Below are 18,408 nucleotides of genomic sequence, written 5' to 3' on the forward strand. Positions count from 1 at the left end.
GCTGTTCAAGTATTTTGAAAGATTATTACTATGAAAGAACAATTGGTTATTTACAACTCCAAGGAAAGGTGCAGCTAATATATAGATAATCATAAGAGCTTCTGTAGGCTATTAAATAGAGGTACGCACTATGGAGGAGCGTTTCTCTCACCGCACAAGAATATTCAGTCTGTGGATAAATCTGCGAGTGTGTGAAGAAAAGTCTGTAAATACTGATCTTCTATGATAATTATTGGGCTGATAGTACCTATTGGAGCTTTCAGCCCTTGTTTTATTTATAACAGTACATGCCCTTGCATGTCAAGTGCAGGCGAAAAATCCGCCTGTATAGAACTGGTTATAACGATCTATTCCGGCAGACGCCCCTCATACATGATACTCCGTTCACCATAAACCTGTCCCCAGTTTCTGATGGGCATTGACCATTTCTTTGTGGCTTCAAAGGTGGATAGATACAGTGCTTTCAGTAGTGCCGTATCGCTTGGAAACACGCTTCTTTGACGGTTCAGCTTACGATAGGTGGCGTTGAGGCTCTCTATCGCGTTTGTGGTGTAAATCACCTTTCTTACCGCTGTGGAAAACTTGAAGATTGGGGAGATGGCATCCCAGTTCTGTTTCCAGCTTCTCATGGAATTGGGATATTTTTCCCTCCACTTTTCAGTGACCCGTTCCAAAGCATCCAGTGCCTTCTCTTCTGTAGGTGCCTGATAAATAGTCTTCAAATCAGCACAGAACGGTTTTCTGTCCTTATCTGATACGTATTTCATGGTATTACGCACCTGATGCACGATACAACGCTGATATTCTGTTTTTGGATACGCAGCAGTGATGGCCTCTTTGATACCGGACAGACCATCGGCACAGATGATCAGAATATCCTTTACGCCTCGATTTTTTAAACCATTTAAAACAGCCAGCCAGTATTTGGAACTTTCGTTTTCACCAACCTCAATAGTTAGAACTTCTTTAAGACCATCTTGGTTAATGCCAAGAATCACATAGGCCGCAAGCTTGCGAATGATGCCATTATCTCGCACAGAGTAGTGGATGGCATCTATATAGAGCACTGGATATATCTCAGAGAGCGGGCGATTTTGCCAATCCTCAATCTGAGGCATGATTTTATCTGTCACGTCTGAAATAAAGCCTTCTGAAGCCTCAAAACCATAGATATCGTCCAGTGTGTCAGAGATCTGTCGTGTGGTCATGCCTTTGGCATACATAGAAATAATTTTCTGGTCAATGTCAGAGATGTCTTTCTGTCGCTTTTTGACCACCTGTGGTTCAAAAGTAGACTTTCGGTCTTGAGGAACCTGAATATCCATACTGCCATAGCTGCTGTTAATACGCTTGCGTTTGTAGCCGTTACGGTAATCATCACCATCGGAGCGTTGAGACTTTTCATAGTCCAGATGCTCATCCATCTCGCTTTCCATCATTTCTTTGATTGTGCCGCCAAGCAGATCCTTGAGGGCATCCTGGATATCTTCTGCTGACTGGATATCGTATTCCTGCAGAAGCTGCTGAATAATGTTACGTTTTCCGTCTGTCATTTGTACTTTGTGTACTGGTTTCTTTTCTCTTGCCATAATAAAGGCCTCCTATGATTTTTTTATTTTACCATAGAAGACCCTTTAAAACCTTATTTACAGAAAAAATTTCACATGCTCAAATCTGCGGAAACTCAAGCATTTTTCATTTTTTCCTTATATTCTTTAAGATTTCTAATAAATACTCTACATTATCATTTTTCATGCAAATAGATAACAGCATATAAAAAGATACACCAACAACTAATTGTACTAGCAACTGCACATAAATATTTACTGGTAAATATCCAAGGGTAAATACAAGTATACCCATTATGGCAGCGCACAATAGTTGTGGAGCAATATCTTTTATTTGCTCTCTATATGTATAATTTAGTAATTTTTTATTAGGGGTAGCTCTTATTATTGTCTCTATGAAGGATGCAATTACAGCAGAAGCTGCCAACTGATAAAGTCCTATAAATGCTGAAACTATGATCAAGGCTGATGAGACAATTCGTGTATATAATTCTGTTTTAAGGGTTATATCACTCCTGCCCATCGCATTAATTGCCTGTACATTAGCAGTACCTATCGGATAAAATACGTATACCAAACAACATAATTGCATAAAAGGTATAGATGGAGCCCATTTTTCACCTAATAAAATTAATACAACATTTTTTGATACAGCAGAAAGACCAATCATAATTGGAAAGAAGAAAAAAGAACTAAGCTTCATAGATCTTCTCATCATTGCTTTTAATTTCACACTATCAGATTGTTCTTTCGCATAAACAGTAAGCATAACTTGCTGCAATGCATAATCGGTACTCGTATTAATTACTGCCGGGAATTGCTCTCCCTTATTAAAATAGGCCAAATCAACCGGTGAATACATTTTACCTATAATAAGGCTCCTCAACTGAAAATACGCATTAGAAATGAACCGTGAGAATGTTATTTTCCACGCAAAACTTAACATTTCAGCAGCAGCTTTTTTAGAAAAAGTAAAGATAAACTTAAATTCACTTTGAACTCCTAAAAAAATACAAACCAATAATCTTATCGCAAATTGTTGAATAACTAAAGCCCATGCGCCAAAACCATAAAATGCAGCAAGTATTCCCAAAATACCGGCCACTGTATTTGCCAAAATGTTTGCCACTGCAATCTGCTTAAATTTAAATTCTCTAGACAACTTAGCTATAAAAATAGCCGATATCGCACCAAGCACAAACGCTAACGATAGTACTCTTAAAATGGGAACCACTCTGTTTTCGTTATAAAACATTCCAATAAACGGAGCCGCGATAAACACAAGGCCATATAATATAACACCAATAACAATATTGCAAATCATTATCGTGTTCATATCAGAATTTGTAACCTCGTTTTTCTGTACAAGTGCTGTTCCTAGGCCACAATCAACAAAAACAAAGCCGAATGATATAAAAACCGTCGTTAATGCAATTAACCCATACTCTTCCGGGCCTAACAATCTAGCCAATACTATCGATATAACTAGTGTAATAACCTGACTAATCAATTTTTCTCCGCCTTTCCACAGAAGAGAAAAAATAGCCTTATCTTTTAAATTGCTCATTTTTTATTATAATACCTTTAAAAACACCATGTTTTCCTTTCTATTTATAATTTGTACCTTAACTGTCATTCATCTTAATAACTAATCCACTACACTGAATGACATTTTAATTCTCCATATGCTCGCAGGCTAGCTTAAAATTCCACGTAAACTTCTTAAATACGGTTTCAAATTTACTCAGTGCAGCCAGTAAATAATTATCTTACGGATGTAACATTTATATGTAGAGCATTTATTAACGATATAGATAGCTATAGTATTCAGTGCTTTTATTAACACTTCTTTGATTTTACCCAAAATACAATCCAAGAAAATACCTATAATAAGCCCAACTAATAGTACAATAGCAGCAATTGTGATTACGCATATTGGCAAATTTTGATAATAGACATTTTCCACAGAAAATACTCTATTACTGATAAACATTCTAATTGATCCCTCAATCATTGTGATACAAAATACTTGTTTAGAAATAAAATTAATTACTTTTGACGATAGATTAATTTCTCTAAAGATAAGAAAAATTATCACACTTTGAATTATTATCAAGGATGAACAATCTCGCGCAAAAGGAGTACTCGCACCCTCAGATAATACAACAGATACAAGTAAATTCAATAATACAGTAATCAAATATATAAGTGTACCGCCAACTATTAATTTCCCAATATTTAGTTTTGTGTCAAAATATTTTCTTATATAGACGCCAATTAAATATATTAGGAATAAATTCATTAATCCTTTCCCACGGTCTCCCATTGGATGATAATATAATAGGGTCGGCAGTACACTGAAAACAACAAACAAAGCTATTATAAGCTTCTGGAACTCTTTTTTGGACAGTCTTTCTATTGCTATATTAGTAAATGGAGAAAATATCAACAACAACATATATACCGTCATAAACCAATGTTTTTGGGTTATAACTGGCATGAATGATTTAACGCATTCTAAAACCGAAAAACTTCCTGTTGCAATAACTCCAATGACGAATGAAATTAACGAATACAGAATCAAATTTACTTCAAAGCGTATTATTTTTTCTCTATTGCCTCTTAAACCAAAGTATCCAGAAATAAGTATGAAAATACTGACCCCTGAATTAAATAGAGTATTTTCTAAAACACTAAATATCCTATATCCTCCTCCGACACCTAGAAAGGGACCATTTACATGCATTATAATAATTCCTAATAACGCTAAAATTCTTAACAACTCAAAATTTGATTGTCTTACTTTCTGATTCAACATATTATATTCCTCTATTGGATTAAATCTTATCACAGCAATTCAGATACTCCACTTACGGCTATCTATATCCACTGAGTAGCCCTTTTGACACCATCCGCTAATTTCGTTTCAGCTCTCTTCTAAAATTCCTAATTTTGATTTAAATTTCTTTTCTAAAATTAAGAGATCTTTTTTTCTGTCTCGCAATTTTTTTACGGGAATTCCTGCGTATATAGACCATGCGCATGTGCTTTTGTTAATAAAGGAAAAAGCTCCAAAGGAGCCGCCCTCTTTAATTATACATCCGGGTAAAACAACACTTGTTGACCCAATAATCACATGCTTTCCAATATAAACCTGCTTACTGCATACCTTTTTGAAATCATGCGGAATCATTGGATTTGTCATCGTTTCACCGGAATAGTCATCTGTTATACTGTAAATAGATACTCTTGAAGAGATGTTTGCAAAATCTTCAATTTCAATACCATCAGAGCCGCCATATAAAGCCGAGTATGCGGCTATATGAACAAAGTTTTTTATTGTAATCTTACCACTTAAAATACAGAAGTCATCTATTCTAACATCATTACCAATTGTCATTTTCTCTGGACTGTAAATGCTAGATTTTTTACTAATATATACATTCTCACCAACAGATTTAAATCCAATTGCTGCTAATTCCTTGTTTGTGTAAAAACTATTCATTTAACACCTCTAAATTTAGTCACTCAACCTTACAGCTAAGGATAATTTCACATATTCTATCTACGTTTTCCAACTCAAGATCTGCATATAATGGCAGCGTCAATACTCGCTTACTAATATGTAATGCAACCGGGGTCTTATCCGGAGCATATTTCCCATGAAAACAGTCAAAAAAATTAGTTAATGGGGAAAAGTACTTTCGTGCACAAATACCATTTTCGGCTAAAACAGAAAACACTTCATTACGCGTTGCGCCAAATTTTTTTTCATCTATTATTATCGGGAAATAGGCATAATTAGTCTCTACATTCTCCTGAATAGGATTCAACTGGATTCCTTCAATATCATACAAATACGTTCTATAACGGGCAACAACAATCTTTCTTTTCTCAATTTCTTCCTCAAGATGACGCAAATTGCAAATTCCCATTGCTGCGCAGAATTCGTTCATTTTTGCATTAGCACCTACGCCGTCCACAACTTCAGGTCCACGAATCCCAAAATTCTTTAATCGATATAACTCAAGTCCGAATTCTTTGTCCTTAAAGCAAGCTGCACCGCCTTCAATTGAATTAAATACCTTTGTAGCATGGAAACTGAAACAAGATACATCACCATAAGATCCTATTCCCTTGCCTTTATACTTAATTCCAAATGTATGTGCGGCATCATAGATTACTTTCAAGCTATATTTATTGGCAATCTTTTGAATTTTCTCAATATTACAAATATTTCCATACACATGCACAGGCATAATTGCAACCGTTCTATCTGTAATCAAATCCTCAATTTTGTCCACATTGATTGTGAAATCAACAGGATTTATGTCGCAAAATACAGGCTCCAGACCATTTCGAACAATAGCGTGTGTTGTAGATGCAAATGTGAATGGCGTTGTAATTATTTCAGAGCCCAACGGAAACTTTAATGCTTGGATGGATAATTCAATAGCCATATGTCCATTTGTAAACATATCAATATTGGGAACATCAAGATAATCTTTCAACAATCCCATTAGCTGCTGATGTTTCGGTCCCATATTGGTCAACCAATGTGAATCCCAAATCCCCTTAATTTCTTCAATGTATTCTTCCAGACTCGGCATAGATGATTGAGTAACTAAAATTTGTTTATCCATATCGTAACTCCTTATGCTAAACTATACATTTCTGTTATCTTATTTAAAATCTGTATATCGAATGTCTCTTTCCCACCCCATTCATACTCAAATCCATTTTCATCTGTACAGACATTTTCCTTTGTCTGATTCAAATGTGCTATACAGGAGCAGTTGCCCAAATATCTTGCCCAAAGTGAAAACGTTGACCCTGAAGCAATAATTATTTTACTTCTCGACAACGCTAGTATATCTGATATACTATTTCCAAATGTAATCTGTCTTACATTTGGTATTTTAATCAACGCTTCCAGTTCCTCATCTTTTCCGTCAGAAAAAATATTAAAAGAAATGCCAGGACATTCCTTATTGATTATTTTTACAACATCCACATACCAGTCAATAGGGGTACTTGTATTTACACAGTTGACATTATTTAAATCTGTATAATTTCTTGAAAAATCGCCTAACCGAATATGTATATTAATTTCATTTTTAAAATCATGAGTTAAATAGCTGTTATTTTTAGGATGAAGTGTACTGGCTATCAGTCTATTTACAAAATCTCTCTTATCCAAAATATCGGATAAAGTCATACTACATTCATCATAAATATATACTTGTTTACGTCCAGACTTAATTTCTTCTCTATTCTTGATTTTTTCACAAAACGTTAAGGCTACCAATTTATTGAAACCTGCCACCTGAGTTTTAGACGGTCTAAACAACCCTGAATAGAATCTTTTATCTTTTTCTTTCCTTAACCATGGACCAATTTTTATAGATGGCCAGGTGGGAAAGATCAAATCTGCACCTAATTCATCAGCTAAAATTGCTGCCTTAGAATAGGTAAACAATAAATTACCAAGTCCAGATCCCCCAAGTCTTACTATTCCACAATCTAAATTTGATAGCTTTGGATATAAATACAACATAACCATACCCACCCTCTTTTCTACATTAATATGTATTTGACTTCCTTCTACAAATAACGTGCGGATTTAAAAAGTCTTCTATAACACCAGCAAATTATCAAAATCGTAAACGGGTAAAATAGTCCAAAGAAATGGTTACTAAAAAACATTTCTATTGCTGCCTGTGATACTACAGCATACATTGCAACATGATAAGCCGAATACGTCTTTCTATAATTATTATAAATACGACCTACAAACCACCCCAGAAAACAAGATCCTATCATAGATCCCCAATAGCCAAAATCTTTAAATAAAACGGTAATATATGTAAATGTATTAAAACTAGATCTTGGAGTTAATACATAGAGATCAGCAAAATAGCCATCCAATTGAAGCCAGGATATTAAAGGTTTTAACATCCACAAACCATATGTTCGTGTGTTTTGCGTTTCCAGCACATACTGGACATTGTTCCATGCCGATGTCAAATATATATATGGAAATCTGAGCGCGGGTAATCCATTCCAGTCAATACTTTTTGCATAATAATCATTTTTATTATAATAATAGTCTTTAATTGCAGTTACAAAACTCTCTATAGAAAAATTACTTTGATCCTGTACCAGTCCTTTTAAGGGGAAAGCAACAAAGATAAAAAATAACCCCATAATCCCAATAGCTATATACAATTTCCTGCTGTTTTTTTTATTCATGGGGTAATATCTTCTAATTGCGATAATAGTAATCAAAGCAATTGCGAGAAATACCGACTTATTAAATTGTACAGTCCATGTCAAAAGTAATACTGCATATGTCCCTAAAATAAACCCTGTTTTTTTAGTTTTCCAAGCCATAGCTATAGCCGGGAAGATACAATAGGACGTTACTGTTCCTAAGAAAAATCTAATTCCTGTAGTTAGTTTCAAAATTAATTCAAATTGGCCAATGCACATCAATACAATGCTATGAAATTGTAATGACTTAATTTCATCAAACGTTGGCTCATAAGCCTTTTGAATAATTAATTCATTCTTTTCAATTAGTTGTTTCTTATTCATCACAAGCGAAAGTATCACAACGTAAGCTAGCATATTAATGATTCCGAGAAACCATGTACTGGCTTTCAAAGGAACATAATACACACTGCTAATAGAGTGTGTGAATATCACTAAAGAAAAAGGAACTAACGCAAAATATATGTATGGATTTAATATATCCCGGTTTTTTACCCCCTTGATTAAACAGTATAATAGAATTGCAGTTGCAATCACTCTCAATACAAACACATTGGGTGCATCAGAGAATCCAACCGTTTTCCAAAGAACTATAATTGTCATAATCGCTAGTAATAACGATCGTTTGAAAACTCTCTTTGAAACCTTCATTAACTAACTACCTTTCATATTCTCTTTTTATATTGCGCTGTATCTTTTTAACTGTTGATTTTAAGTCTCCATAAACCAAGCATCTGATAGTAGTCTCAATTTTTCTGAACCAGAAAACATGAGGGCGATTCCACCCCAGTATTTTATTAACTTTTTTCTCATATTTTATATCTCTGACTATGAATTTCGGATGTTTTAATGGAAAATCTAATTCATAAAGATTCATATTGAAAAGTTGAGAATTACCCTTTGCCATTTTTCGGATATCATCTGACGAATGAACAGATCCATCACCAATACCAATGTTACTAACCATATTTTTGGCAGGAACTATATATACCTGGTTTTGAGAAAATCGCGATGCATTCTTATAAAATTCCGGACCTGGAATATGCCCTTCATAATGAATATCATACTTATACCCCATTATTTTCTTTTGATACCCCGGTTTTAATTGTTTTGCTACTCTACACATACAATTGGTAATATAATCGTCATCCGCATATTCCATATTTTGACTTAAATATGTTCTTCTCCAAGTTGCATATCCCCAAATTGATCCTTCTCCCGCAAAAAAGTAATCCGCAGTTGGGTCTTTATATTCCCCTAAATAATTCAAGCCTGTGACATAATGAACACGATAATCATCCTTATATTTTTCCAATAATTCCGCACAAAATCTAAAAAAGCTATCAGAAACCAAGACATCGTCTTCTAAAAAAATACATCGATCCACTATAGAAAATATTTTTTCTTGCGAATCAAAATATTTTGCATATAACCCCATGTTTTCTTCTGAATACAGTTTATATACTTCGCATTCCCAATCAATGTCTTCAACTATTTTTCTGCAAATTTTAATTTTTTCGGCATCATTTTCATTTCGTGGTCCATCGCCTAATAGAAACAGAATCGATGGCCTTGCTTTTTTTACAGCCCCAAAAACCCTTTGCAGGGCATTCGGCCTGATGAATACATTTAGCGCCACTGGTACATTTACCAAACTCTTTTTCATCCTTATCTCTCCTTTTTAACAGTAATGCCAAACGGTTGAGCAAAATAATATCCCTAAATAGGTTTAAAAACTAATTATTTATACTGACACAATCTCTTTTGAGTATTATTTTTTGTAAATCCTTTCTAACTAAGGGGGAGATTTAGCAATCTATATCGTTTAGTAACATTTCAGCTCTTTTAATCCATGTCATACATGCTTTTTTTTCTTCAACAACAGTTTTCATTGAATTCTGAAGCCCAGGATTATCGTAAATATTTAAAATCACCTTTGATAACAATTCAGGTGAACTATCACTAACCAAAAAATCTTTCGAAAGCTGATCCATACAGATTTCTTCAATTTGACCAACATTCGTTCCAATAAATGGCAACGCAGCTCCAATCATGTCATACATCTTTAACGGTGAGTAGTAAAAATAATTATTTTTTTCATAAGGCATCACTCCTAAATCAGATGCATAGAGATATTCTTTCATCTCTTGCAGGCTAACTTTTCCTTTGAAAATCATATTTGAATGACTTCTTGTATAGTTGACAATGTAATCGTGAAGCTCTCCATCTCCGAGTACAAGAAAAAGAATGTTTTCGTGCTTTTCAAGTAATTCTACGGCAGTACAAAAATTATTAATTCCGTGCCATATTTTCAAGCTTCCAACAAATGTAACTATAAATTTACCTTCAAAATCTTCTTTCTCGCGTACGTTTGTTCTTAATTTCTCTATAGTGTTTTTATCCTCAAAATACAAGTCTCCCATATAACCATTTGGGATAACAAGAAACTTTCGATGGTTAAATCCATAATGCTCACAGAGCATATCCCTACAAATATTTGAAACAACATACACCTTATCAGCAGCAAATAAAATCTTTTTCTCCCACTTTTCCAATTGACGGGTCATAGGTTCTTTTTTTAATACACCACGTTCATAAAACATAGGGGTATTTACTTCGTAAATTAGTTTTGCTCCAAACACTTTTGCAATATAGATAGCAGTGATATCAAAATCAGTTGAGCGGGCAAGTACATGGGTAGGTATAAAGTTCTCTCTCTTTAATTTGTTGATAATATACTTACTTTTTTTCAATGATAGATACTTTTTTCTGACGCATCTAATAACAGCTAAAATACCTTTTAATCTGCTTTTCCATCTATTTACCCCTACATTAACAGGCTTCTGAGATCCATCTTGCGGAACTGGATACGTTCGCACATTTTCACGACCAATTATTTTCTCAAAGGCGTGACACATGCCAAGAGCGTGCGAATTACTCCCATCGCTAGTTCCTAATTCATCATTGATATAAAGAAGTTTCATTTAATGCCTCCATCTTGGAAATCTTTATCTTCACAGTTTTGGCCGTGAATTTATTGGATTGAACCAGTGTGGTGAGTCCATATGCGCCTACAGTGCTGCCGACAGATTTTAAAACACAAACGGAATCATTAGCTAGAACTTCAATCTTAAACAAGGGAGACATTGTACTAATATTAAAGTAAAGATTTCCCATTGATTTTTTTAGCTTTAATGTAATCGTTACTTCCAGACCTTGTTCATCAACTAAAATATCTTCTGGAAATACTACTTTTTGCGTATAGTATCCAAAGAAATCTTTTTCCTGTATTAAACCGCAATAGTTATGGATTGTTTCTGACGATACGCTATATCTTCTACCATATTGGCTTCCACAGTATGGACCTAAAGCACCTTTAAATACGTATTCACCAGAGTTAGAGCAAATATTTGCGATGATCGGGCCCTTTTCAGCTAAATAGTGTTTTCTTCCACTAAAAAGACACACAAAGAATTCGTCTCCCCTTCTGAAAGCAACACCACTATCGGATTCATTAATCTTTATATTATTCCATTCATCATTATCAAAATCAGATATTTTCGTCAGAACCAACCAAAGCGCTAAATGAGAAAAATATACAGATGAGTAATGATAGTCCCACCACCAATTTTTTTGTTCCCCCGGCAGATCATTCATAATTAAATTGTTATTCTCCAATGCTTTATATATTTTACTTTCAAAATAGTTCCATGCTCTATTCCTTGCTTCCACTGCAGAAACTGAGTTGAGTAAATAAACAGCCGGCCCCCAGGCGAAAATTTGATTAATTCCTCTCCCCAAGTAATTCAGGTCTCCTGCCGGGTCCACCATGTTAATCACTTGCTGAATTGACTTTTCGTTATAATGAATGTCTATTCCATTACGCTCTAAAAACAATAATGTTGCTACAGTAAAAACATGGTACTGAAAGTTAAAGCTACGTCCTTTTGGCAGCAGATCCTCGTAGAAACCATCATTAAAACAGGCAAGATCCACTTTTTTCTTTAAATCATCAATTATCTTTAAATAGGTCTGATCATCTGTCCATTTATGCTTACAATAATTAACATAAATACGCATTGGGTGCCAATTTATTGTTGCATTATTGCTATCTTTTTGTATTAAAATGAAGTCTTTCAACTCATTTATATAACTTGCAATATCCCCAAAGAATGTATTCTGCTTATTATTTTGTTTTTTCCCCAAGAACTCAACTAACACACAAATTGCAAAATTATTAAAATCCCAATGATACGCTGGCTCTTTTTGGTATTCAATTGAATTTATCATGAAACCCTTTAAAAGCGCTTTTCCTTCCCTTATATATTCCTCGTTCGAGATTTGGTAACCATATATTATCAATGCTACAGCCAAATGTGTCTCTCCATAATGAAAACCGATAACTTTTTTATCTACCAAATCAACTAATACACTTCCCTCGCCGTTGGGATTATACTTTATCCCGTTTCTCAATTTGTTAAGTATTTCAACAATTGGAAGGTCAAGCCTAGATTTGAATTTCTCTTCTTCTTTCATCATTTTCCTTCCTCAAAATGCTCATTATTAATAGTGTTTGTCGCGTTTTTTTCAAAGGAATTAAATTACTTTCCAATCGTCCAGTTTGAAGACACGAATGAACTTCATTAACCTGATACTCAAAACCATCAAAAATATATTGATAGGTTTTTCGTTCGAGCAGATTACCTTGACGATTATATAGACTTACGGTATTTGTTCTATTAAACTGACTGCCAAACTCAATGGAGCCATCGTTTCCATAGATACGTGCCCGACTTTCTCCCTTGAAATTTGAAGAAATATTTAGAAACGCTTTAGACTCAGTTGAATCTAATATTATTGCCCAATCTGTATCTATGTTGTTCTCTATAATTCGTTTGTTCCAAGACATAATATATTTACCTGATAAAAATTCCTGCGGAAAGGAGAGTGCGTAAATCCCATAATCATTCAGCACACCATAATCGTTCTTGCTTATATATTGATCAGGATTCATTCGAATCTGATTTTTATAAAAATCAACTCGAATCAACTCAATTGAACCAATCCGTTTTTCTTTTATCCACTTTTGAGCTTGGGCAAATGTAGGAAGGCATTTGCTCCACATACCTTCCATCAAAAAACACTTGTTTTTCCTTGCAATTTCTTGCAATTCATCAAAATTTTTTAAGGATGTTACAAGAGGCTTCTCGCACAACACATTAAATCCTGCACATAAACATTTTTTCACATGTTCATAATGGTGGTGTGTTGGAGTCGCTATGTAAACAATATCAAATTTGTTACCATCAAAAAAATCTTGAAATTTATTTGTTGAAAATGGAATGTTAAATCTTTTAGCAAAAGTCTTTCCCTTTTCATTTGTTCTTGAGTAGACTGCACTAACAATACTTTTTTCATTCCCCTGAATTGCACGGCAAAATGTCGTAGCCATATAACCTGTTCCAATTATTCCCCATTTTATTGGATTTTTTTTCGGCCTACGGGAATTTGTATAGTCCTTAAATCGAGTATTTATCTTCTTTATAACGTCCATTTTTTTCAATCCTTACGTCATTTTATAAAGTATATCTTTCGTTACTTCGCCATGACAATCGAACCCTTTTATATACTGCCTATATGTTTCAAGAGCATATTCTCCAAGTCTTTTCTCTTCTTTGCCAGTGCTCCCCGCCATATGGGGTGATAAAAAAATATTCCTCATATAAAGTAATGGTGACCACGGCCATATAGGCTCATGTCCAGTTACATCCAACAATGCACACTTTGTGGCATCTCTCTTTAATGCTTTCACCAGATCTTTCTCAACAACAGTAGACCCTCTTCCGGTATTTATAAAAGTAGCTCCTTTTTTCATGGAGTTAAACAGTTTATAATTTAATAAATTTTTTGTAGATGGTATATCTGGCAAATGATTTGATATTACATCTGAATTTTCGAAAATTTCTTCGAGGCTAACTACTACTGTTCCCCATTCGTTTGCTTCTTCTTTAGATATGGCAGGATCAGATATCAGTACCCGGAGATTATAGGGGCGGAGTAGTTCCACTACATAACTGCCAATAGCGCCAACACCAATTATGCCTACCGTAGCTTCATAATTTCCGGGCTTAATTTTAATTATGCTATGAGCTTTATTGTAGTTATATCGATACAGTGGAGACTTGTATATACGTTGTGCTTGAAAATACCCTTTATTTGCCAATAAGATTTGAGCCACAGTGAACTCGGCAACAGCTATACCATTTGCTTGTCCTGATTGAAAAATCTTTATACCATTCTCTAAGAATGGTTCTGCAAAGTATTTCACAGTTCCTGCCGCATAAAACACGGCTTTTAAATTTGGAAAGATATCGACTATTTCATTTTGGGTAAATTGAGGCATATACCATGTTGAGAAAATAACTTCGACATCATCAAACTCTCTTTTTCTTTTTAATACATCATTTTTAGTAAAACAAATATCATTTAAATTACATCCTATTGTATACAGCACTTTATTAGTATCAAATACCATTTTTAATTTGGAAATATTATCATTTAAAAAGATTACTTTCATGAGTAGTTAATCTCCCTCATTCGTTCATGTTCAACTTCCAGAGCATATGAACTGGCATATACAAGGGCTGTACTTGTATATTTATTGTGTACAATTGCTCCTTCTACGGTATATGAGAAAATTCCTCCTGCAGCTTCGCCTTTTGCAACAGTATTTTTTTTACACCAGTACATCGCTTTAGATATTGCTTCATCATATACTGTACTATGCACAACTTTCGACCACTCTAACAGTGCTTTCGCTATCACAGGAACAGCTTTACAATCTATCCCCATCAACGGCGATAATAAATTGTATGCCCATCCTCCATCTGATGTTTGACAATGTAGCAAAGTTTCTACAGTTTCTTCTATTATATTTCGTATACTATCCGATTGCAGAACCCTATACGTTGGAATTAACCCTTCTAATGCCCAACCTTGTCCTCTGCCAAATGCACCTCCATGTATCCTGTCATTTTCATCGATACAAGTAGCAAAACATTTCTTTCCCTTTATATAAAAGATATCTATATATTTATTAACGAAACCTTCCAAAAAATCCCTATATACTTTTTTTCCGGTTAGAGAGAATAGTTCAGCAAACAGTCCTGCTGTAAAACCAATGTCTACAATATTCTTTTTAGTTATCCAATATTTCATTTTTATATCATAGCCGAATAAAACCATTCCATCTTTTCTGGCTGTTTCCATTATCCAAGCCGCAGTTTTTTCCGCTGCATTTAAATATTTTTCATCGTGTGTAGATTGAAATAACTTCAAACAGCAATTATGTGCGATATAACAAGAATCGTTTGGGGCTAAAATAGGGTGTGCCCCATCATCCATATAATCAATTCTTACAATCCAGCCACCACTAATATGCTGATTTAAAAGGATAATATCACCTAGTTTTTTTGCTTTATCCATTTCACCAACTAAGCAGTGATAACGTACTACTGCAGCGTTAGTCCAAATCCAGCTTGGTAAACACCAAGAAGCTTTCTCGGCGATATACCCGCCATAATGTAATCCTGAGTATTTGTAGCCAATAGGAATGTAAGAACTCTCAAGAAATTGTTTCCAAAGTCCTTCTGCCATTTCAAATTTCTTCAGTTTTTTTAAGGTGTGCCCTTTCATACTGAAAGACATTGGACAATTCTTAAATTCCTCATTTGCTACCAAGTTCTCAACAGGATAAATATCAGATTTTTTAATTCCTGAATATATTTCTCCATTTATCTCAATTTCTTTATTCATTGAATTCTGCTCAAGTTCATCTAAAATAGTTGGTGGAAAATCAACTATTTTTACTGTTGCAGGCAATGAATTATCTCTTTTTAATATTTTTTTAGCGTGTTTGTGAATGGCTCCATATATATGATATTTCATTTTTTCTCCTATCTATAAATCATAAAATAGGTGAACTAAAAATAAAGATTTAAGTATTCGCCAAGTCTTTTTTCTTTGTCAAATTCCATTGAAACTTTTCTGCAAGCCTCACGTACTTTGCTACGATGGACTATCGTATGTTCTACACTGTCTGTCAATACTTTTGACACCGTTGATAAATCCACAGTATTAGGAGATGCTTTGCTCACAACGTTTCCCACAAAAATATTAGTGTGTTGTTTAGCCATTTGGATAGCCTCTGGGCTGCCACCAGTATCGTATGTTAATACTGGTGTTCCACATGCCAAGGCTTCAATATTTGTGGTGGGAAAGTTGTCTTCATATGTCGGATTAAAAAATAAAGTTGCAACAGAGTATAGATTTACCAATTCAGTAATATTATTCGTTCGTGTGATTCCAGTAATCGTTTTGGGAATGGATTCTAATTGTTTCTTTGTTAATCCAACGACAACAAATTGATATTTACCACATAATTTTTCGGAAATTTTTATTATGTCATTTAGTCCTTTGCGCTCTGTCCACTCACTTGCACCCCCAAGAACTATTGGTTTATCTGTGAGTTCATATTTTTTGATTGTAGAAGCTGCTTGTTCAACCGAACTAGGTTTGAAAATCTCCAAATCAATTCCGTTATAAATAACTTTACATGGATACTTATTTAAATAAGACTGCTTGACTATTTGAGACAACCATTTACATGGAGTAACGATTGTACAATTTAAACCCGTAAATAATTCTCTTTTTTTGTTCCAATTAAACTGCGAACCATCTATTAGACTGGATGCCGGATAGGCTCTCAGTTGTGTGCATTTAGAGCAACCCGTTTTCCATTTATTACATGCCGCCATATCAAACCATGCACAATGCCCTGTCATCGCCCAACAATCGTGCAGTGTCCACACAACTTTAATCTTTTTATCCTTAATATATTTAAATAAGAGTTCTATATTTATATAATACCCATGCACATTATGTAGATGGATTATATCGGGCTTAATTTTATCAAGATACCATATAAGCTTTTTAGTTGCTCTTATAGAGGCAAATCCCGTTCTGTCTGTCAATCTTGTGTACAAGCCATGTATTTTCACACCTATATCGTCCTTAATCACTATTTCTCTATCGTCATTAGCATTTCGTCCCCGTCCCCATGCCACATAAGAATCATGTCCGTTTTGCAATAATATATTATGCAAGTTAAGCATGATTGTCCCAGTAGCTTTATATGGAAAGGTGTTAATCTGAACAATTTTCACCGATCTACACCTCCTTACAGTTTCAAAATCTCTTCAACATACTTTTTTACTGATACATCACGAGTCAAATTCTTAACCAAATTCTCACGGCCTCTTTTTCCCATCTCGATTACCTTATTTGTGCCATCATTTTCTATAAACCATTTTATTTTAGCGATTACATCTTCGTAATCGCCTGGGTCAGAACACAATCCGCCTTTAGTTTCCTCAATAATGCAACGAATTTCACTATCTTTTTCCAGTACAGCGAGTACACTCTTGCCAACTGCAGCAATTCCATAATATTTACTTGGACAGCTAACGCCTTTTATCCCCTTTGTATTTACACACCAGTGAACATCACCCGCATTCAAACTATAAATCAAATCATTTTTGTCCTGATAAGGAATGAAGACTACATTATGCATGTTCTTTTCTTCTTTATAAGATACTAGCTTATCAAATACGGAACCTGCCCCGACAAACACGAATGCAACCTCTCGACCAATCGCAGTCTTGGTTCCCGGTTTAAACATCTCAATAACTTTCATCAAATTTTCCAAATCATAGTATAAGCCAATATTACCGGAATACATTATGATGAATTTGTCTACTAGCCCATACTTTTCTTTAAAAGCTACGACCTTAGGATGATCTGCTTCCACTGGATAGATTTCTTTCTCATTAATCCAATTGTTGATCATTACTGTCTTAGGCACTTTCTGACCTTTAAAACGGTTATGTACGGTCTGAACTAAATCTCGGCCAACTGTGATTATCAAGTCGCTCTGGCGGCAACTGAACTTATCGAAAAACATCATTACACCAGTAATAAGTTTATTGTTACTGAAATTAATCGCCAGTATCTGCTCTGGGTTGAAATCCTGAATATTATAAATATACTTTGCGTGTTTCATCCATTTTCCCCACACACCCAGCAAACCTCCGAGAATAGGCGGCTGAGAAATAGAAAACACATAGTCTTGTTTACCAACTTTGAAAGTTGCCAGCATAGAACCAAGGAAATAGGTCAATATATTCTTGATGCGGCTTCTCGTGTTGGTCTTACTAAATTCAGGAACTCGAATTCTAAGAATCTCTACATTATTTATACTTTCTCTATAAAACCTCTGTGTCTTATACTCATCTTCCACGATCCCTAAATAACTAGGTACAACACAAATCACTGTGATATCAAATTTTTCCTGCATTCCTTCCGCCAACTCTCTCAGGATCTGACCGGTAGAGGCAGTATCCGGGATGTAATAATGAGCATAAATCAACAAATTTTTCTTTCCACTCATTCATTCAGATCCTTTCCTTACTTATCATCCGGGTAGAGCATCGGGATTACACCTACTTTA

The 18,408-nt window shown here is 34.6% G+C and carries 15 protein-coding genes; all 15 read right to left on the reverse strand.

Features of this window, described 5'->3' with window-relative positions; translation table 11 throughout:
* Window positions 1–347: 347 nt before the first annotated feature.
* A complete protein-coding gene (locus tag DWX43_RS12390; RefSeq protein ID WP_118620477.1) occupies window positions 348–1,589 on the reverse strand; it encodes an IS256 family transposase in 1,242 nt (413 codons plus the stop codon).
* Window positions 1,590–1,695: 106 nt separating this feature from the next.
* Window positions 1,696–3,135 carry a lipopolysaccharide biosynthesis protein gene (locus DWX43_RS12395; protein ID WP_118620478.1) on the reverse strand — a complete coding sequence of 480 codons (1,440 nt, stop codon included), beginning with the start codon at window positions 3,133–3,135 and terminating at the stop codon, window positions 1,696–1,698.
* Window positions 3,136–3,312: 177 nt separating this feature from the next.
* On the reverse strand, window positions 3,313–4,386 hold the full coding sequence (locus tag DWX43_RS12400; protein ID WP_118620479.1) for an acyltransferase: 1,074 nt from the start codon (window positions 4,384–4,386) through the stop codon (window positions 3,313–3,315).
* Between the two features lie 108 nt (window positions 4,387–4,494).
* Complete coding sequence (locus tag DWX43_RS12405; protein ID WP_118620480.1) at window positions 4,495–5,073, reverse strand: acyltransferase; 579 nt, start codon at window positions 5,071–5,073, stop codon at window positions 4,495–4,497.
* 19 nt (window positions 5,074–5,092) lie between these two features.
* Complete coding sequence (locus tag DWX43_RS12410; protein WP_118620481.1) at window positions 5,093–6,211, reverse strand: DegT/DnrJ/EryC1/StrS family aminotransferase; 1,119 nt, start codon at window positions 6,209–6,211, stop codon at window positions 5,093–5,095.
* A gap of 11 nt (window positions 6,212–6,222) precedes the next feature.
* Window positions 6,223–7,125: an alpha-1,2-fucosyltransferase gene (locus DWX43_RS12415; RefSeq protein ID WP_182440685.1), complete on the reverse strand. Its 903-nt coding sequence runs from the start codon at window positions 7,123–7,125 to the stop codon at window positions 6,223–6,225.
* 47 nt (window positions 7,126–7,172) lie between these two features.
* The gene (locus DWX43_RS12420; protein ID WP_109733760.1) at window positions 7,173–8,492 is read right to left on the reverse strand and encodes an oligosaccharide repeat unit polymerase; all 1,320 of its coding nucleotides are present in this window, start codon (window positions 8,490–8,492) and stop codon (window positions 7,173–7,175) included.
* A 7-nt stretch (window positions 8,493–8,499) separates the two neighbouring features.
* Complete coding sequence (locus DWX43_RS12425) at window positions 8,500–9,507, reverse strand: hypothetical protein (RefSeq protein ID WP_118620483.1); 1,008 nt, start codon at window positions 9,505–9,507, stop codon at window positions 8,500–8,502.
* A gap of 142 nt (window positions 9,508–9,649) precedes the next feature.
* The gene (locus DWX43_RS12430; RefSeq protein WP_118620484.1) at window positions 9,650–10,825 is read right to left on the reverse strand and encodes a glycosyltransferase; all 1,176 of its coding nucleotides are present in this window, start codon (window positions 10,823–10,825) and stop codon (window positions 9,650–9,652) included.
* On the reverse strand, window positions 10,803–12,380 hold the full coding sequence (locus tag DWX43_RS12435; RefSeq protein WP_147356304.1) for a hypothetical protein: 1,578 nt from the start codon (window positions 12,378–12,380) through the stop codon (window positions 10,803–10,805). The genes DWX43_RS12430 and DWX43_RS12435 overlap by 23 nt, the downstream gene beginning before the upstream one ends.
* Window positions 12,349–13,395 carry a Gfo/Idh/MocA family oxidoreductase gene (locus DWX43_RS12440; RefSeq protein ID WP_118620486.1) on the reverse strand — a complete coding sequence of 349 codons (1,047 nt, stop codon included), beginning with the start codon at window positions 13,393–13,395 and terminating at the stop codon, window positions 12,349–12,351. The genes DWX43_RS12435 and DWX43_RS12440 overlap by 32 nt, the downstream gene beginning before the upstream one ends.
* A gap of 12 nt (window positions 13,396–13,407) precedes the next feature.
* Window positions 13,408–14,418 carry a hydroxyacid dehydrogenase gene (locus DWX43_RS12445; RefSeq protein WP_118620487.1) on the reverse strand — a complete coding sequence of 337 codons (1,011 nt, stop codon included), beginning with the start codon at window positions 14,416–14,418 and terminating at the stop codon, window positions 13,408–13,410.
* Window positions 14,415–15,788 (reverse strand): glycoside hydrolase family 88 protein, encoded by a 1,374-nt coding sequence (locus tag DWX43_RS12450; RefSeq protein WP_109733767.1) that lies wholly within the window; start codon window positions 15,786–15,788, stop codon window positions 14,415–14,417. Before DWX43_RS12450 ends, DWX43_RS12445 begins: the two co-directional genes overlap by 4 nt.
* A 35-nt stretch (window positions 15,789–15,823) precedes the next feature.
* Window positions 15,824–17,065 (reverse strand): glycosyltransferase, encoded by a 1,242-nt coding sequence (locus DWX43_RS12455; RefSeq protein WP_118620488.1) that lies wholly within the window; start codon window positions 17,063–17,065, stop codon window positions 15,824–15,826.
* A gap of 14 nt (window positions 17,066–17,079) precedes the next feature.
* On the reverse strand, window positions 17,080–18,348 hold the full coding sequence (locus tag DWX43_RS12460) for a glycosyltransferase family 4 protein (RefSeq protein WP_118620489.1): 1,269 nt from the start codon (window positions 18,346–18,348) through the stop codon (window positions 17,080–17,082).
* Window positions 18,349–18,408: the final 60 nt, after the last annotated feature.

It is taken from the genome of Clostridium sp. AF19-22AC, assembly GCF_003479085.1.
Taxonomy (GTDB): domain Bacteria; phylum Bacillota; class Clostridia; order Lachnospirales; family Lachnospiraceae; genus Faecalicatena_A; species Faecalicatena_A orotica.

What these genes read in the sequence shown, in the direction of transcription:
- DWX43_RS12410 (WP_118620481.1), bottom strand. Translation starts at nt 6,211, where the DNA reads ATGGATAAACAAATTTTAGTTACTCAATCATCTATGCCGAGTCTGGAA.
- DWX43_RS12425 (WP_118620483.1), bottom strand. Translation starts at nt 9,507, where the DNA reads ATGAAAAAGAGTTTGGTAAATGTACCAGTGGCGCTAAATGTATTCATC.
- DWX43_RS12405 (WP_118620480.1), bottom strand. Translation starts at nt 5,073, where the DNA reads ATGAATAGTTTTTACACAAACAAGGAATTAGCAGCAATTGGATTTAAA.
- DWX43_RS12390 (WP_118620477.1), bottom strand. Translation starts at nt 1,589, where the DNA reads ATGGCAAGAGAAAAGAAACCAGTACACAAAGTACAAATGACAGACGGA.
- DWX43_RS12440 (WP_118620486.1), bottom strand. Translation starts at nt 13,395, where the DNA reads ATGGACGTTATAAAGAAGATAAATACTCGATTTAAGGACTATACAAAT.
- DWX43_RS12450 (WP_109733767.1), bottom strand. Translation starts at nt 15,788, where the DNA reads ATGAAATATCATATATATGGAGCCATTCACAAACACGCTAAAAAAATA.
- DWX43_RS12430 (WP_118620484.1), bottom strand. Translation starts at nt 10,825, where the DNA reads ATGAAACTTCTTTATATCAATGATGAATTAGGAACTAGCGATGGGAGT.
- DWX43_RS12445 (WP_118620487.1), bottom strand. Translation starts at nt 14,418, where the DNA reads ATGAAAGTAATCTTTTTAAATGATAATATTTCCAAATTAAAAATGGTA.
- DWX43_RS12395 (WP_118620478.1), bottom strand. Translation starts at nt 3,135, where the DNA reads ATGAGCAATTTAAAAGATAAGGCTATTTTTTCTCTTCTGTGGAAAGGC.
- DWX43_RS12420 (WP_109733760.1), bottom strand. Translation starts at nt 8,492, where the DNA reads ATGAAGGTTTCAAAGAGAGTTTTCAAACGATCGTTATTACTAGCGATT.
- DWX43_RS12435 (WP_147356304.1), bottom strand. Translation starts at nt 12,380, where the DNA reads ATGATGAAAGAAGAAGAGAAATTCAAATCTAGGCTTGACCTTCCAATT.
- DWX43_RS12460 (WP_118620489.1), bottom strand. Translation starts at nt 18,348, where the DNA reads ATGAGTGGAAAGAAAAATTTGTTGATTTATGCTCATTATTACATCCCG.
- DWX43_RS12415 (WP_182440685.1), bottom strand. Translation starts at nt 7,125, where the DNA reads ATGTTGTATTTATATCCAAAGCTATCAAATTTAGATTGTGGAATAGTA.
- DWX43_RS12400 (WP_118620479.1), bottom strand. Translation starts at nt 4,386, where the DNA reads ATGTTGAATCAGAAAGTAAGACAATCAAATTTTGAGTTGTTAAGAATT.